This window comes from Spirillospora sp. NPDC052242 (genome assembly GCF_040679555.1).
Taxonomy (GTDB): Bacteria; Actinomycetota; Actinomycetes; order Streptosporangiales; family Streptosporangiaceae; genus Spirillospora.
This window is the reverse complement of sequence record NZ_JBFAUZ010000040.1, coordinates 71,101-86,671: the sequence shown is the minus strand read 5'-3', so window position 1 is coordinate 86,671 and position 15,571 is coordinate 71,101. Positions and strand designations below refer to the sequence as shown.

The window sequence follows — 15,571 nt, the reverse complement described above, 5'->3', positions numbered from 1 at the left end:
CTACGTGGGGACTTCCGTGCGCTCACAGGGGCGCGCACCCGCGGCCGGCCCCCGGCCCCGCCGCCGCGCCGCCGCGGCGGCCCGCGCCCGTTCCGCCCGCCGAGACCGCCCGCTGAGGGAAGGCCCGCCATGTCAGTCTCTTCCTGGAACGACGCGCCGCCGCGCCCGCCCGCCGAGGTGCTGGCGTGGAGCCGGGCCCTGCTCGATCCGGCGCTGCGCGCGGCGGTCGACGACATGCCCCCCGCGACCCGCGCCGTCGCCGGATTCCACTTCGGCTGGCGGGACGCGGAGGGCCGCCCGGCGACGGGCGACGCGGGCAAGGCCGTCCGCCCGGCGCTGGCGCTGCTGTCCGCGGCGGCCGTCGGGGGGACGGCCGCCGCCGCGCTGCCCGCCGCCGTCGCCGTCGAGCTCGCGCACAACTTCTCGCTGCTGCACGACGACGTGATGGACGGCGACGCCACCCGGCGGCACCGCCCGACCGCCTGGACGGTGTTCGGCCCGAACACCGCGATCCTGGCGGGCGACGCGCTGCTCGCCGCCGCCTTCGAGGCCCTCGCGGGCGGGCCCGCCCCGGCGTCGTCCGTCCGGACGCTCGGCCGCGCCGTCCTCGAACTGGTCGAGGGGCAGAGCGAGGACCTGTCGTTCGAGCGGCGCGCCGAGGCGGTGCCGCTCGCCGAGTGCCTGGCGATGGCGGGCCGCAAGACGGGCGCGCTGCTCGGCGCGGCGTGCGCGCTCGGCGCCGCGCACGGCGGCGCGGACGGCCTGCGCGCCGACCGGCTCGGCTCGTTCGGCGAACGCGTCGGGCTCGCCTTCCAGCTCGCCGACGACCTCCTCGGCATCTGGGGCGACCCGGACGTCACCGGCAAGCCCGTCCACTCCGACCTGCGCAACCGGAAGCAGTCGCTGCCGGTGGTGGCGGCGCTCGCGTCCGGCACCCCGGCGGGGGACGAGCTCGCCGAGATCTACCGGCGGGACGCGCCGCTGCCGGACCGGGACGCCGCCCGCGCCGCCGCGCTCGTCGAGGAGGCGGGCGCGCGCGAGTGGGCGGCGCGCAAGGCCGACGCCCTGTGCGCCGCCGCGCTCACCGACCTCGACGCGGCCGAGCCCGTCCCGGCCGCGGCGGGCGAGCTGCGGGCCCTCGCCCACCTGCTCACCCACCGCGACCGCTGACCCGGCGCCTGGAACGGAGCGCAGCGGAGTGGAGGGCGCCGGGTCAGCGAGGTCGGGGGGGTGTGGGGGTTCCCCCCCACGGGCGGTGCTGACCCGGCGCCTGGAACGGAGCGCAGCGGACCGCCGGGCCGGGCGGCTCTAGTAGCGCAGGCCGTGGCCGTACGGGTAGAGGTCCCCGACTGTGACCGGGAGGCGGCCGCCGGGCTGCCTCCCGAACACGACTCCGGCCGCGCCCTCGTGCATCGCCGTGCTGACGCGCTGCGTCCGGGCGGTCGTCCCGTACGTGGTGATGTAGGCGTCGACGTCCGGGTACGCGGTGATGTCGTACGGGAGGCCGATCGCGACGGCCGCGACCGGCTTGCCGGTGGCCCGCAGCGCCCGCACCAGCCGCGCCTGCCCGTCCGGCAGCGTCCCGGACGAGAACGTCGCCACGACGATCCGGTCCGCGTCGCCCGCCGCCCGGACGGCCGCCGCGATCTCCGCGTTCGTCGGGTCCTGCGACGACGCCTCCCAGCGCGTCACCGGCCCGCCGACGCGGCGTCCAGCGCGCGGGCGAACGGCTCGGTCTGGACGACGCCCGCGACGAGCGTCCGCTCCCCGGATTCGGCGTCGAACGGCAGCACGCCGCGCTCGTTCTTCACGAGCGTGGTCGCCGCGACGCCCATCCGCGCCGCGCGCTTCCGGAACAGCGCGTTGCCCGAGACGGCCGCGGCGGCCTCCGGGCTCGCGAACCGGTGCCCGGCGACGTCGTACGCGCACTTCAGTTCGAGGACGCGCCGCACGGACTCGTCCACCCGGGACTCCGGCAGCTCGCCGCTGCGCAGCGCGCCCGCGAGCGCGTCGACGGCCTCGACGCTCGCCGCGTGGTCGCCGGTCGACATGATCACGTCCGCGCCCGCCTTGATCGCCATGACCGTGGCGTCGCGGGTGCCCCAGTTCTCGTCGATGGCGTCCATCGCCATGCCGTCGGTGACGATGAGGCCGTCGAAGCCCATCTCCTCGCGCAGCAGCCCGGTCAGCACCTCGGGCGACAGCGTCGCGGGCAGCTCGGGGTCGATCGCCTCGACGATGACGTGCGCCGTCATGATCGCCGGGACGCCCGCGTCGATCGCGGCGGCGAACGGCGGCAGGTGCACCTTCTCCAGCGTCGCCCGGTCGTACCCGACGGACGGCAGGCCGGTGTGGCTGTCGGTCTCGGTGTCGCCGTGCCCGGGGAAGTGCTTCGGCGTCGCGATCATCCCCGCCTTGCGGTACGCGGACACCTGCGTCTCGACGAGCCCGCTCACCAGGTCCGTCCGCTCCCCGAACGAGCGCACCCCGATGATCGGGTTCTCCGGCCGGGTGTTGACGTCCGCGACCGGGGCGTAGTTCCAGTGGAAGCCCATCGCGCGGGCCTCCGCCGCGGTGATCAGCGCCGCCTCGCGGGCCAGCGCGGGACTGCGCGCGGCGCCGAGCCCCATCGCGTTCGGCAGGGCGGTCGTGCCCTCCCGCACGTTGTGGGTCGTGCCGAACTCGAAGTCGCCGGACGCGAGCAGCGGCAGCCCGAGCCGCGTGTCCCGCGCCCACTCCTGGAGCCGGTTGTTGTAGCGGGCCGCGAGTTCCGGCGTCCGCGGTTCCGACGTGATGAACGAGCCGAGCTTCAGGTCCTGGATCAGGTGGCGCGTCTGCTCGTTCGGCATCCCGTCCGGGCCGTCGAGCGTCACCGCCATGACGAGCTGCCCGACCTTCTCGGCGTCCGTCATGCGCGCCAGGGTCGCGCCGGCGTCGCAGCGCTGCCGTCCCCGGTCGGACGGCGGCGCCTGCGCGTGGGCGGACGGTTGCACGGCCGGGGCCAGCGCGAGCCCGAGGGCCGCGGTGACGACCGCGGGGAGCACCTTCATCTTCGCCTCCTCAACTGGTCCGGTCTGGTATAGACCAGTTGATCGGCGGCGGCGCCGTCAATGGGGAAAGTTGCCAAGATCACGCGGATGGTGTGCCCGGCCGTTACCCGCCGGGCGGCCGGGCCCTCCCCCGGACGGTCAGCCCTTGATCTCCGTCCACGCCTGCGTCCAGCGGTCGTACGGGACGCACTCGTCGCCGCGGTCGTCGCCGCAGTTCCGGACGGGCGTGCGCCAGAACGCGATGCGGTCGTAGAACTCGCGGTCGCCGACGCGGTAGGTGTCGCAGAAGCCCCGCACGGTGTACCGGCACGCCTTCGGGTTCGCGGGCGCCTCGCCGAACCACTGCCCGACCTGCGCCTGCACCTTCGGCGTCGTGATCCAGTTCATCCACTGGTACATGCAGGACGGGTGCTCGGCCTTCGAGGAGATCATCCACGTGTCGGACCAGCCGGTGGCGCCCTCGCTCGGGATGGTCGTCGCGACCGGCACCTTCCGCGCCTTCGCGAGGTTCGCCGTCACCTGCCAGGCGGTCCCCGCGTAGTTGGCGGCGACCTCGAACGACTGGAGTTCGTCCAGGTAGTTGTGCCAGTACTGGTTGACCATCGGCCGCTGCCGCTTCAGCAGGTCGACGGCCGCGGCGAACTGCTCCTCGTCGAGCGCGTACACGTCCTCGATGCCGAGCTCGGGCCGGTGCGCCTTCAGGTAGAGCGCCGCGTCCGCGATGTAGATGGGGGAGTCGTAGGCGACGACGTGCCCGGCGGCGGGCGAGTCCTCCTCCCACACGACGCTCCAGGACGCGGGCGGCCGCGGCAGCTTGTCCGTCCGGTACATCAGGATGTTCGCGCCGTACCCGTGCGGGACGCCGTACATCTGGCCGTCGACGGAGTTGTACGGCTGGTTCTTCAGGTACGGCGCGATGTCGCCGTAGTTGCCGAGCAGCCGGGTGTTGACGGGCGCGACGAGGCCCCCGTAGATCAGCCGCAGGCTCGCGTCCCCGGACGCCGACACCCCGTCGTACCGGCCGGTCTCCATCAGCGCGACCATCGCGTCGGACGTGTCCGCGATCTTCGCGTTGACCTGGCAGCCGGTCTTCCGCTCGAACGGCGTCACCCAGTCGACCTTCGGGTCGTGCGCGCCGTCCTCCGCGTACCCGGCCCAGACGACCAGGTCGAGGCGGCCCTCGCCCTCGCCGACGTCCTGCCGGATCGGCAGGTCGGGCGGCGCCGACGGGGACACGGCGGCGTCCCCGCCGCCGACGCAGGCGCCGGTCAGGCCCGCCACGAGCGCCAGCGCCCCCGCGGCGAGCGCGGACCGGGCGAGCGTCCGGGACCGCCGGGCACGGGCCGCCGGGCGCGCACGCCGGACGTCCGGACGGTGCGAAGTGGACTCACGGGGGATTTCGGGCATCACGCCGGAAGATCGTAGAGGTAATTTCGGTCGTCCGTACATACCTACCGTGATGATCTCGACACGCGGGCCGCCGCGTCCTAGGCTCTCGTGACACTCCCCCCGAAGATCCCGCACAACCGAAAGTTCCCCTGAAAGTGGCACATCGAGGCCGTCCCGCGGCCCCCGCGGTTCCCGCCGCCCAGCCGTCCGACCAGGTCGAACAGGCGGCGCCTGCCGGCCCGGCCGACCCGGCCGCAGCCGCCCCGGTGCGGCGCGGGCCCAAGGCCGCCCGGTTCCGGTCCATCCGTTTCAAGGTCGTGCTGATGGTCACCGTGTCGGTGGTCTCGCTCGCCGCGCTGTGGTCGTTCGCCGCGAACATCGCCCTCGGCGAGGGCCTGAACCTGCGGCACGTCGAAACCGTCCAGGACCACTACGCCTACCCGGCGGGCGCCCTCGGCAGCGCCCTCCAGGAGGAGCGGCGGCTCTCGATGGTGTACCTCGGCGCCCGCGACCCGAGCGCCGGCGCCGCGCTCGAGTCCGGCCGGCTCGTCACCGACCGGCAGGCCGACCTGTTCCGCGACCTCGCCCGCCACGGCGACGACCACGACGTGCCCGGACGGACGCTGCGGCTCGCCGACAAGATCCTGCAGTCCCTCGACGGGCTCGCCGAACGGCGCCGCGGCATCGACTCCGGCGCCGTCGACCGGCACCGCGCGTTCGCCGACTACACGGCGCTGCTCGCCGACGTCGGCTCCCTGCAGGGCTCGCTCGTCACCCTCGACAACGCCGAGGTCGCCAAGGACGCGCGCAGCCAGGCGGAGCTGACCGAGGCCCGCGAGGCGCTCTCGCAGGAGAACGCCTGGCTCGCGGGCGCCCTCGCCGCCGGACGCATGACGGCCGGCGAGCACTCCACGTTCGTCCAGCTCGTCGGCGCGCAGCGCACCCTCTACGCGCACGCCGCGGCCGACCTGCGCCCCGACGACCGCCGGTACTACGAGCGCGTCGCGCAGTTCCCCGAGTACCGGCGGCTGCACGCGCTGGAGGACCACTTCGTCGGGTCCCGCCGCGCCGTCACCGAGGCCGGCGAGGCCGGGCGGCTGTGGAAGACCACCGTCGACTCCAACCTCACCCGGCTGCGCGGGCTCGAGCTGTCGCTCGCCGCGAACGCCGAGCGGCGCGCCGAGCCGATCTCCGACCGGATCATCATGCGGGTCGTCCTCGCCGGGGCCCTCGGCGTCCTCGCCGTCGTCGCGTCCCTCGTCATCGCGGTGTGGGTGGCGCGCTCGATCGTCCGCGAACTGGCCCGGCTGCGCCGCGAGGCGATCGACCTCGCCGACGTCCGGCTGCCGGACGTCGTGGCGCGGCTGCGCCGCGGCGAGGACGTGGACGTCGCCGCGGAGGCCCCGCCGCTCGCGTTCGCCGCCCGCGAGATCGACGAGGTCGGCGAGGCGTTCAACGCCGCCCGCCGCACCGCGATCCAGGAGGCCGTCGCGGAGGCGACGCTGCGCCGCAACGTCAGCGAGGTCTTCGTCAACCTCGCCCGCCGTAGCCAGACGCTGCTGCACCGCCAGCTCAAGCTGCTCGACGCCATGGAACGCCGCATCGAGGAACCCGACGACCTCGAGGACCTCTTCCGCGTCGACCACCTCGCCACCCGCATGCGGCGGCACGCCGAGGGCCTCATCATCCTGTCCGGACGGCCGCCCGGCCGCGGCTGGCGCACCCCGGTCGCCGTCGTCGACGTCGCCCGCGCCGCCGCGTCCGAGGTCGAGGACTACACCCGCGTCAACGTCGCCCCGATGACCGGCGCCGCCGTCGTCGGCCCCGCCGTCGCCGACGTCATCCACCTGCTCGCCGAACTGATCGAGAACGCCACCGTGTTCTCGCCGCCGCACACCACGGTGCAGGTGCACGGCCAGGCCGTCGCGCACGGCTACAGCATCGAGGTCGAGGACCGCGGCCTGTCGATGGACGAGGCCGCGCTCGCCGCCGCGAACGAGCGCCTCGCGACCGCCGAGGAGTTCGACCTGTCCGACAGCGGCCGCCTCGGCCTGTTCGTCGTCGGCCGCCTCGCCCGCCGGCACGGCGTCAAGGTCACCCTCCGCACGTCCCCGTACGGCGGGATGACCGCGATCGTCCTGCTCCCCGAGGACCTCATCGTCCGCGCCGACGAACCGGAGGGCCCGCCCGCCCTCACCACCCGGCGCGCCGAGGAGGCGCTCGTCACCGCGGGCACCGTCGTCGCCCCCGCCCGCCCGGGCGAGGACCGCGGCGCCGTCCTGCGCCTCCCGGCCTCCATGGTCGGGGACGTGCCCGCCGCCCCGCGCGGCCCCGCCCGGCCCGGCGAGCCCGCCAACGGCGTCCGCCGCCCGGACGCCCCCGGCACGCCGGGCGGCCGCAGGACGCCCCTGCCCCGCCGCCGCCGCGGCACCGCCCCCTCCACCCCGCCGACCCCCGAGGCCCCGCTCTCCACGGGCGCGGGCCCGGAACCCACATGGGGCGACGCTCCGGAGGACGGGACCCCGCACGCCGAGGACACGACGTCCGGCGCTTCCCGGTCGGCGGCCTGGGAAGCCGACGGCCCGACGCCCGAGGCGGCGCCCGGGCCCGAGTCCGAGGCGGCCTCGGGGGGCGACGGCTCGGCGGTCGGGCCGACGGTCGGCCCGCTCGGCGCCGTGCGGTTCGACCCGCCCGACGGGCCGGCGGCCGGGCCGCTCGGCGCTGTGCGGTGGGAACCGGCGCCCGAGTCCGAAGCGGCCTCGGCGGCCGACGGCCCGGCGACCGAACCCGCGCCCGAGGAGGAGGGCGGGGTCGGGGGTGCGCCGAGCGAGCGGCAGCGGGCGCTCGGGGACGTGCGGCGGCGCACGCCCGGGGCGGAGCGGCCGCCGCTGCCGAAGCGCGTCCGGCAGCAGAACATGGCGGCGCAGCTCCGCGACGGCGAACCGGCGGGGCCGCCCGCGGACGGCGCGCCCGAGGAACCGGTCCGCGCCCGCCGCACCCCCGAGGAGGCCCGCGCGATGATGTCGTCCATCCAGCGTGGCACCCGGCGCGGGCGCGCCGAGGTCGAGGACGGCGAGGATTCCGGATGAGCGAATGGCTCGACGACGAGGCCGGACCGATCGTCCGGTCGTACGCGCTGACCCGCGGCCGGGCGCGGCCCGCCGGCGACGAGCCCTTCGACATGATCACCCTCATCGCCACCGCGGGCCGGCCGCGCGCCGGAACGCCCGGGATCGGCCCCGAACACCTGCACATCCTCGACATGTGCGCGGCGCCGCAACCGGTCGCCGAGGTCGCCGCGCGGCTCGAACTGCCCCTCGTCGTCGTCCGGGTGCTCCTCGGGGACCTGCTCGGCCAACGGCTGATCACCGTCACCCGCCCCCGGCAGGAGAGCCCGCTCTCCAAGGAAAGTCTCCTCAGGGAAGTGCTGCATGGTCTCCAAGCCCTCTGACCCGGTCGCGGTGAAGATCCTCATCGCCGGGGGATTCGGCGTCGGCAAGACGACCCTCGTCGGCGCCGTCAGCGAGATCCGCCCGCTGCAGACCGAGGAGCTGCTCACCGACCGGGGCGTCGGCGTCGACGACATCGAGGGCGTCGAGCAGAAGACCACCACCACGGTCGCGATGGACTTCGGCCGCATCACCGTCCGCGACGGCCTCGTCCTGTACCTGTTCGGGACGCCCGGCCAGGACCGGTTCTGGTTCATGTGGGACGAACTGTCGGCGGGGGCGCTCGGCGCGGTCGTCCTCGCCGACACCCGCCGCCTCCAGGACTGCTTCCCGGCCGTCGACTACTTCGAGAGCCGCGGCCTGCCGTTCATCATCGGCGTGAACTGCTTCGACGACGGCTACGACTACACCGTCGAGGAGATCCGCGAGGCCCTCGACCTCGACCCGGCGACGCCCGTGGTCCTGTGCGACGTGCGGCGCCGCGCGTCCGGCAAGGAGGTGCTGACGACGCTGGTCACGCACCTGCTGGCGGTCAACGAGAAGGAGAAGGCGGCCGCCCGGTAGCCTGCTGCGGTGTTCCGGACCCGTGCCCGCCTCAGCGACGGCCGAGAGATCGTCTACTACGACGAGCGGCCGGGCCGCGCGCCCGTGCCCGACCCGCGCGGGCTCCCGCCCGTCGAGCCGCTCGGCGAGACGCGGCGCGATCCGCTCACCGGCGACCCCGTCACGATCACCGCGCACCGCAACGCGCGCACGTTCCTGCCGCCCGCCGACGAGTGCCCGCTGTGCCCCGGCGGTCCCGCCTCCGAGATCCCCGACCCCGGGTACGACGTCGCCGTCTTCGAGAACCGCTTCCCCTCGTACGCCGCGGCCGCCCCGCCCGTCCCCCCGACCGTGGACGGCGTCCCGCTGTTCGAACGGGCCCGGGGCGCCGGACGCTGCGAGGTCGTCTGCTTCACCGACGACCACGACGCCGCGCTCGCCCGGCTGCCCGTGTCGCGCGTCCGGACGGTCGTCGACGCGTGGGCGGACCGGACGGCCGAACTGTCGGCGGTGCCCGGCATCGAGCAGGTGTACGTGTTCGAGAACCGCGGCGTCGAGATCGGCGTGACCCTGCACCATCCGCACGGCCAGATCTACGGGTACCCGTTCGTCGCCCCGCGCACCCGGCGGATGCTCGAGACGACGTCCGCGTACGGCGGCGACCTGTTCGGCGACGTCCTCGCCGCCGAGCGCGCCGGGCCCCGCGTCGTCCACGCGGGCGAGCACTGGACGGCGTACGTCCCGGCCGCCGCGCGCTGGCCCGTCGAGGTCCACCTCACCCCGCACCGGCACGTGCCCGACCTCGTCGCCCTCGACGGCGCCGAGCGGGACGAGCTGGCCGTCGTCTACCGGGACCTGCTGCGCCGCCTCGACGCCCTCTACGGCACCCCGCTCCCGTACATCGCGGGCTGGCACCAGGCGCCCGTCCGCGAGGGCCGCGACCTGCTGCGCCTGCACCTGGAGCTGTTCTCGATCCGGCGCGCCGCCGACAAGATCAAGTACCTCGCGGGGTCGGAGTCGGGGATGGCCGCCTGGATCAACGACGTCCCGCCGGAGGACGCCGCCGCGCGGCTGCGCGCGGTCACTGCCGGCTGAGCGTCCGCGTCACCCCGGCCGCGATCGTCGTCGCCAGCACCCAGCCCGTGCTGATCAGCGTGTACGCGAGCCACTGGTGCCACCCGGCGGGCTTGAACGCCTTCTGCTGCCCGAAGTCGATGATCGGCAGGAGGAGGTCGAGGGAGAAGAACAGCGGGTTGAAGTCCGGATGCTCGTCGGCCTTGAGCGGCGCCGGATGCTCGAACCCGAACGCGACCGTCCCGGCGAGCAGCAGCCCGGCGAGCCACGCCGCCGCCCACAGCGGCCGGAACCCGTACCCGACCGTCGCGTCCTGCAGGTAGCCCCAGACGCGCCGGTACAGCGGCAGCGTCCGGCGGCGCCGCCGCTGCTTCGCGAGCAGGACGTTGCGGGAGGCGATGTCGTCGCCCGCCCGCAGGTACGCCGCCGCGAGCTGCTCGTACGCGTGCGGCACGTACCCTTCGACGTCCCGTTCGAGCATCGGCACGCGCACCTTCGGCGGGAGCCGCGGGTCGAGCGACTCGTACGTCAGCCCGTCCAGCCGGACGTCCCCGCGCAGCGCGCCCGGCGGCAGGTGCAGCAGCCCGAACCGCGCCCGCCGCAGGTCGGTCTCGCCGTCGATGCGGGCGTCCGGGAGCCACAGTTCGCCGACGGCGGCGCTGGTGGCGGCGAGCGTGGACACCCGCGCCCCCCGGAGGCCGAGAAGCCCGGGGATCGTCGCGGCGCGCAGGTCGATCTCGCCGTCGAAGCGTGCCCGCGTGGCCGACACGTCCGTCCCGACGCCGAGGCTCTTGGCGTCCAGGGCCCGCCCGGCCGGGTTCGCGAGGTGCGCGTCGATGAGGTCGATCCGGTGGCCGATCCGTGCCCGGCGCACGTCGATCTCGCCCTCGCTCCGCAGCCTCCGGGCGTTCAGGTTCTGCCCCACGCTCAGGCTCTGGGCCTCGATCGCGTGCCCGCCGGGGTTGCGCAGCACGGCGTCTTCGAGGTTGAGGTTGCCGGTGATGGACGCGCTGTTCAGCCGGATCTCGCCGTGGGCCTCGAGGCCGGGGGCCCACATGTCGTCCTCCAGCACCGAATGGTTGAGGTGGACGATCTCGCCCTGGTTCGTCCCCGGAGTGCCGAGCCGGGCGCGTTCGAGGAAGAACGCCCGGGCGATGCGGATGCCGCCGAGGCTCATCCGTCCCGGGACCCGGCACTCGGTCAGCCGCAGGACGCCGCTCACCTGCATCGTCGCGGCGAACAGTCCGGGGAGGAACGACTTGCTCAGGTTGAGTTGCGTCAGGTGCGCCGCGTACAGGTTGGGGATCTCCTCGAAGTGGCACGCCCACAGCCGGATCGGGTGCTCGACCGTCGCGTACTGGAGGTCCAGCTTCCCGGTGATCCGCGCCCCGGACACCCGGAGGGCCGCGACCTCGCCGTCCTCCGGCGGGCGCAGCAGCAGTTTGCGCAGCACCCACGCCCGCACGGTGCGTTCGGGCCCCCACGCGGCGCCGTCGGCGGCGTCGTCGCCGTCCCGCGAGAAGTCGACCTTCGCTCCCGTCCGGAACGCTCGCCACACCCGCCGCTCGGCGGCCGTCAGCTCGACCGGCTCCACGCGTCCCCTCCGCCCGCCGCGATCACGTTGATCAACGGATATACCGGACGTCTCCGCATTCGTCCACGCGCCCCTTCGGGTCGCCTGGAACGTTAACGGGTGTCGCCGACGAAACGGCGGCGGGCGCCGAGCCACCGGCGGTCGTCGATATATCTGGCCGGTTCGTGCAGGAAGGATTCCGCGCGGACTTTCCCGTAGATGATGTTGATCGTGCGCAGGTTGTACCAGGGGGTGCCGCAGCAGGAGCAGCCGTGACCGCTCAGGAAGGTGTCCTGCCGCCGCAGGAATTGGTTCGGCCGCAGATGAACGGACGGGCGATTCCCGAAGTCCACGCGAAGCCCTTCGGGTTCCTCCTTCACGCCGATTCCCCGAGGGAGGGCGTGCCCCACCCTGGTGTGCGGGACGAAGCCGTCCCCTTCGCGCATCCACACCATGTGGACGAACGGGGGCGGCTCGTCCGGCAGGGGGAAGGCGACCGGGGCCGCGTTGCGGCGCGCGGCGGCCGGGCCGCCGCGCGCGTGCTTCGTCCAGGTGATTTCGACCATTTGCAGAGCGAAGTCCACTCCGCCATGTTCGGTGGGATTCCCAGTGAGGATCAACCGAATAAACGCTCCGGCCGCGATTGCGTAAAAGCGGGGACGGTGCCGATGGGCTGGCCTAGTGTGCGGGCATGGTCGGGCGTGCGGAACTGCTGGCGCAGGGGTCTTTCGGGAACGTGCGGGCCGCCGGGAGCGGCGCGGCCACGGCGTGCGCGTCGCTGATCGGGGACGGCGGCGCCGTCGGCCTCGCGTGGGATCTCGCGAGCGGCGCCCGGGTGGGGGAGCCGCTGCCCGGATTCCCCTACGACGACGAGGAGTGGGCGTTCGGCGCGCTGCCGGGGCCGCGCGGCGCGTCGCCCGTCGTGGCGTGGGCGGGCGGCGGGCGGGTGCACGTCCACGACGTGCGCGGCGGCGACGAGGTCGTCATCGACGACGCGGAGGCGTCGTTCCCCGACGTGGTGGGGCTCGCCGTCCACCGGGGGCGCGGGGCCGTCGTGACGGTGTTCGACCGGCGCCCGCACGCGGAGATCGTCCTCTGGGACGCGCGGACCGGCGAGCGGCTGGCCGACTTCGAGACCTGGTTCGGGTACTGGAGCTCGGACCGGAACCTGCAGCACGCCGCCCCGGAGCCGGGGCCGCTCATCGCCCTGTCCTGCGGCTCCGAGCACCGCGACCGCGTCGGCGTGCTGGACGTCGAGCTCGGTCGGCAGGTCGCCGAGCTGGACCGCGACGGCTCCCGGGAGGTCCCGATGGTCGCGTGGGGAGACGGGGTCGTGCTCGTCAAGGCGGAGCCGGGACGGATCGTGGTGCGGCACCCGGACGGCGGGGAGGCGGCCGCCGTGGACGCGCCGGAGCTCGCGGGCGCGAACGCGCAGGTTGCGGCGGCGCGGGTGGATGGGCGCCTGCTGGTCGCGTCCGGCGACCTCCAGAAGGGCGCGTACACGGTGCGGGACGTCGCCCGGCCGGAGCCGCTCGGACGCGTCGAGGTGCCCGGGCCGGTCGGCGGCGTGGCGCTGGCGCCCGACGGGACGTTCCTCGCCGCGACGGACACCGGCCTGTACCGGGCGCGCGTCAGCGGGCACGGAACCTGAACTCGAACTCGCACCGGTCGCCGCGCACCCCGACCGACCCCGGACGGGCGATGGGACGGTCGTGGCGGCGGCCGTCGTCGACGGCCCGCAGCAGCTCCCGTCCGGCCTGCGCGACGGTGACGACGACCGGGGACGTCCCGGTGATGCGCACCTCGAAGCGCTGCCATGCGCCGAACGGGTAGGGGTGGCGCACCTGGGCGAGGGTGAAGTACCTGCCGCCGTTCACCGGGCCGCCCCTCAGCTTCTTCTTGACGACGAGCAGTTCGTCGCGCCGGTTCAGCGACGCGACGTACAGTTCGGTCTCGTCCTGGCGGCGCAGCATCACGTGCACCCCGTCGGTGGCCTGCGCGTCGTCGGGCAGTAGGCGCACGTTACGCACGTCCAGGGTGATGTGGACGTCGAGGTGATCGGCACGGTGCGTGTTCATCCGGAACACGCTCGACCCGGTGCCGTTGGACGACGTCGCGTCGGGCACGGCGGTGTCCGGCGGGCCCGTCCAGAGGAGGCCGTCGCGCTCGTAGAGGGAGCCGCTCGTGACGTCCCACGTGGGGGAGCGGCGCGCGTCCCCGGCGCCGGGGTTCCAGTGCGCGTACTCGTTCGTGACGAGCCGCGCGGGGACGGGCGCGCGGCCGGGGCCGTCCGGGCGGGTGAGAGCCCAGACGGCCCACGCGATCGGGACGGCCCCGGCGAGGGCGCCCGCGACGATCAGCCGGGCGCGCATCAGCCGGGGAGCGCCGTGCAGAACCCGCGGGCGCGCAGCCCGCGGATGATCGTCGGGAGGGCGCGGACGGTCGCCGCGGAGCGGGCGACGCCGTCGTGCATGAGCACGACGGCGCCCGGTTCCGCCCGGGTGAGGACGGTCGCGGCGATCTCCTCGGGGGTGCGCCCGCGCCAGTCGTGCGTGTCGATCGTCCAGCGGACGACCCGCATGCCCAGCGCGCGCGCCTGCGCCTCCACCACGGCGTCGCCGGCGCCGAACGGCGGCCGGAACAGCGTCGGACGGGGCGCGCCCGCGTCCTCGACGGCGGCGGAGGTGTCGGCGAGCTGCCCGCGGACCTGCGCGGGCGTCAGGTCGGTGAGGTGCGGGTGGTTCCAGCTGTGGTTCTCGACGCGGTGCCCGGCGGCGGCGATCGCGCGGACCATGGCGGGCCGCGCGGCGGCCTTCTCGCCGGTCACGTAGAACACGGCGCGGACGTCGTGGGCGCGCAGTACTTCGAGGACCTGCGGCGTGTAGACGTCCGGGCCGTCGTCGAACGTCAGCTCGACGCGGCCCCGCGCGCAGCGGTTCGCGGTGCTCGCCGGCGCGAGCATCTCGGGGGTGAGGACGTCGCGGGCCCCGGCGGCGCGCGCGGCCGCGTCCCCGCCGGGCCCGAGCTCCTGCCGGGCCAGGGGGACGACGACGGCCAGCGCGAGCAGCCCGAAGCCCAGTTCGAGGAGGTGGCGGCGGACGGAGGTGCCCAGGGTCATGAATCCAGATCCGTGAGGGAGAAGTCGTCGACGGTGAGGGTGCCGACGCCGGGGAGCGCGATGCCGAAGCTCAGGTTCGTCGCGCCCGCGGGGACCGGCGGCGTGGTGACCAGGGACCGCTGCCAGGTTCCAGTCCCGGCGAGGGCCGGGCCGTTCGTCCAGAACGTCCAGGCGCCCGTGGCGGTGCGGTAATAGATGCTCATCTTCGCGTTGACGGTGGCGGGCCACGAGCCCTTGAACCAGACGCCGAGTTCGTACCTGTGTCCCGGTATCGCGGCGGGGGCGCACGTACCGGCGCACGTACCGGCGTCCTGGCGGGTGACGAGTTTCCTGTCGCCAGACGTGCGGGACGTGACGGCGACCTGGTGCGCGTACTGGCCGGTGCGCGCGTCCTGGGTGCGGGTCCAGGTGTAGGTGTTCGTGCCCCAGCCGCCTTCCTGGAAGCACGCGGGCACGGCACCGGAGGCGGCCTCCAGCGACGGGTTCTGCACCTGCGCCGGCGACGGCGGCCCGGGGACCGGCGGCCGCACGTCGCCGCCGACCACCTCGTCGACCGTCCGGACGACCGTGCCGCCGGACGCCCGCGCCGCGAGCCAGCCGAGGAACGCGTCGAGCGTCGCGGGCGTCACCGCGTAGGAGTCGCCGCAGCCGTCGCACACGTGGTGGAACACGAGCGGCACCCAGCCGCCGCCGTCCTCCTCGGCCTGCGTCACGTACCGCTTGAGTTGGTCGAGGGTCGTGCTCGTCTTGACCGAGTCGGGCGTGCGGACGGAGTACGGCGCGGCGGGCGGGACCGTCTCAGCGCGGTCGCATCCCTCGCAGCTCCCCGGGGAGACGAGCCCGCCGACCGTCCGCGCGTTGTTGTAGCCGCAGCCCTCCACGACGTCCCGCGCGCCCGCGTCGACCGCGCCGTAGGGGTAGGCGAAACTCGTCACCTCGAACCCGAGGGCGAGCAGCGCGACCCGGTCGTTGCACACCTGCCGCTGCTGCTCCTCCTGGGGCAGCGACGGCACGTTCACGTGGGAGACGGTGTGCCCGCCTATCTCGTGCCCGCCGGACGCGAGCGTCTCCAGTTGCGCGCGCGTCATGTAGCCGGGCGCGTCGACACGGGCGCTGTTGACGTAGAAGGTGCCGTCCATGCCGTGCGCGTCCAGGACGGGACGGGCGTTGTCGTACTGGTTCCGCAGCCCGTCGTCGAACGTCAGGGACACGACGGTGCCCGCCGCGGCCCGCGCCGGTGCTGCGGCCAGCGCCGGAGCGACCAGTACGGAAGCGGCGAGGACGGCCGCCGCACGGACGAGAACGGGCCGGGTGAGGGGCGGTCGGGTGAGCGAAGGTCGGGTCGGTGAAGGCATCGTCGCCTCTCTCTGAGGTG

Annotated in this window: 14 protein-coding genes; 6 read left to right on the top strand and 8 right to left on the bottom strand. The window is 74.8% G+C overall.

From position 1 onward, the window contains the following. Positions 1–129: 129 nt before the first annotated feature. Complete coding sequence (locus AB0L25_RS29130) at positions 130–1,170, top strand: family 2 encapsulin nanocompartment cargo protein polyprenyl transferase (RefSeq protein ID WP_500175919.1); 1,041 nt, start codon at positions 130–132, stop codon at positions 1,168–1,170. Between the two features lie 138 nt (positions 1,171–1,308). On the opposite strand, the gene AB0L25_RS29125 is transcribed toward AB0L25_RS29130, so the two are convergent. The 3 genes from AB0L25_RS29125 to AB0L25_RS29115 all read right to left on the bottom strand — a co-directional run bounded on the left by AB0L25_RS29125 (position 1,309) and on the right by AB0L25_RS29115 (position 4,457). Beyond that, the gene (locus AB0L25_RS29125; protein WP_500175918.1) at positions 1,309–1,692 is read right to left on the bottom strand and encodes a glycoside hydrolase family 3 protein; all 384 of its coding nucleotides are present in this window, start codon (positions 1,690–1,692) and stop codon (positions 1,309–1,311) included. After that, positions 1,689–3,050: a glycoside hydrolase family 3 protein gene (locus AB0L25_RS29120; protein ID WP_500175917.1), complete on the bottom strand. Its 1,362-nt coding sequence runs from the start codon at positions 3,048–3,050 to the stop codon at positions 1,689–1,691. Before AB0L25_RS29120 ends, AB0L25_RS29125 begins: the two co-directional genes overlap by 4 nt. A gap of 138 nt (positions 3,051–3,188) precedes the next feature. After that, positions 3,189–4,457, bottom strand: a complete 1,269-nt coding sequence (locus AB0L25_RS29115) for an ABC transporter substrate-binding protein (RefSeq protein ID WP_500175920.1) — start codon at positions 4,455–4,457, stop codon at positions 3,189–3,191. Positions 4,458–4,594: 137 nt separating this feature from the next. On the opposite strand from AB0L25_RS29115, the gene AB0L25_RS29110 reads away from it, so the two are divergent. Genes AB0L25_RS29110 through galT form a run of 4 tightly spaced genes read left to right on the top strand, consistent with a single transcriptional unit; the run spans position 4,595 to position 9,526 of the window. After that, positions 4,595–7,528: a nitrate- and nitrite sensing domain-containing protein gene (locus AB0L25_RS29110; protein WP_500175916.1), complete on the top strand. Its 2,934-nt coding sequence runs from the start codon at positions 4,595–4,597 to the stop codon at positions 7,526–7,528. After that, positions 7,525–7,890, top strand: a complete 366-nt coding sequence (locus tag AB0L25_RS29105; RefSeq protein ID WP_500175915.1) for a DUF742 domain-containing protein — start codon at positions 7,525–7,527, stop codon at positions 7,888–7,890. The genes AB0L25_RS29110 and AB0L25_RS29105 overlap by 4 nt, the downstream gene beginning before the upstream one ends. Then, the gene (locus AB0L25_RS29100) at positions 7,871–8,452 is read left to right on the top strand and encodes a GTP-binding protein (protein WP_500175914.1); all 582 of its coding nucleotides are present in this window, start codon (positions 7,871–7,873) and stop codon (positions 8,450–8,452) included. The genes AB0L25_RS29105 and AB0L25_RS29100 overlap by 20 nt, the downstream gene beginning before the upstream one ends. Positions 8,453–8,461: 9 nt before the next feature. Continuing rightward, positions 8,462–9,526: a galactose-1-phosphate uridylyltransferase gene (gene galT, locus AB0L25_RS29095; RefSeq protein ID WP_500175913.1), complete on the top strand. Its 1,065-nt coding sequence runs from the start codon at positions 8,462–8,464 to the stop codon at positions 9,524–9,526. On the opposite strand, the gene AB0L25_RS29090 is transcribed toward galT, so the two are convergent. Next, a complete protein-coding gene (locus AB0L25_RS29090; RefSeq protein ID WP_500175912.1) occupies positions 9,513–11,099 on the bottom strand; it encodes a hypothetical protein in 1,587 nt (528 codons plus the stop codon). The genes galT and AB0L25_RS29090 overlap by 14 nt on opposite strands. 92 nt (positions 11,100–11,191) lie before the next feature. After that, the gene (locus tag AB0L25_RS29085; protein ID WP_500175911.1) at positions 11,192–11,644 is read right to left on the bottom strand and encodes a hypothetical protein; all 453 of its coding nucleotides are present in this window, start codon (positions 11,642–11,644) and stop codon (positions 11,192–11,194) included. Between the two features lie 125 nt (positions 11,645–11,769). On the opposite strand from AB0L25_RS29085, the gene AB0L25_RS29080 reads away from it, so the two are divergent. Then, positions 11,770–12,729 (top strand): hypothetical protein, encoded by a 960-nt coding sequence (locus AB0L25_RS29080; RefSeq protein ID WP_500175910.1) that lies wholly within the window; start codon positions 11,770–11,772, stop codon positions 12,727–12,729. Here AB0L25_RS29080 and AB0L25_RS29075 read toward each other — a convergent pair. From AB0L25_RS29075 to AB0L25_RS29065, 3 genes are read right to left on the bottom strand one after another with little or no spacing between them, the layout of a single operon-like run. Then, positions 12,710–13,450 carry a hypothetical protein gene (locus AB0L25_RS29075; RefSeq protein ID WP_500175909.1) on the bottom strand — a complete coding sequence of 247 codons (741 nt, stop codon included), beginning with the start codon at positions 13,448–13,450 and terminating at the stop codon, positions 12,710–12,712. The two genes, AB0L25_RS29080 and AB0L25_RS29075, sit on opposite strands and share 20 nt — an antisense overlap. Further along, the gene (locus AB0L25_RS29070) at positions 13,450–14,196 is read right to left on the bottom strand and encodes a polysaccharide deacetylase family protein (RefSeq protein ID WP_500175908.1); all 747 of its coding nucleotides are present in this window, start codon (positions 14,194–14,196) and stop codon (positions 13,450–13,452) included. Before AB0L25_RS29070 ends, AB0L25_RS29075 begins: the two co-directional genes overlap by 1 nt. Continuing rightward, on the bottom strand, positions 14,193–15,551 hold the full coding sequence (locus AB0L25_RS29065) for a polysaccharide deacetylase family protein (RefSeq protein ID WP_500175907.1): 1,359 nt from the start codon (positions 15,549–15,551) through the stop codon (positions 14,193–14,195). The genes AB0L25_RS29070 and AB0L25_RS29065 overlap by 4 nt, the downstream gene beginning before the upstream one ends. Positions 15,552–15,571 lie beyond the last annotated feature (20 nt).